1 pseudogene is annotated in these 231 nt (G+C 64.9%); it reads right to left on the reverse strand.

The window, feature by feature from the left end:
* Window positions 1-231 (reverse strand): annotated as a pseudogene (locus tag QSV46_RS41235) (phospholipase); the annotation flags it as partial.

Genomic DNA, 231 nt, shown 5'->3' on the forward strand with positions numbered 1-231 from the left:
GGCCATGGGTCAGCCAGATTTCGTGGCCGGTGCGCACTTCGGTCGCGACGGTGGCGAATTTCACCGGCAGATCCTCGATCAGGCTTTGGCCGAGCGCCGCCTCCAGTTGGGCCGCAAGCTTCGCGCCGCCGATCAGGCCCGAACCGTTCAGACGGATATCGAGATAGGAGAGGACCGTTCGCGGCTGCAGGCTGCGTGCCCATTCTTCCAGCGTGTCGAGATGTCCGGCAG

It is taken from the genome of Bradyrhizobium cosmicum, from assembly GCF_032290525.1.
In the GTDB taxonomy this organism is placed as follows: domain Bacteria; phylum Pseudomonadota; class Alphaproteobacteria; order Rhizobiales; family Xanthobacteraceae; genus Bradyrhizobium; species Bradyrhizobium cosmicum_A.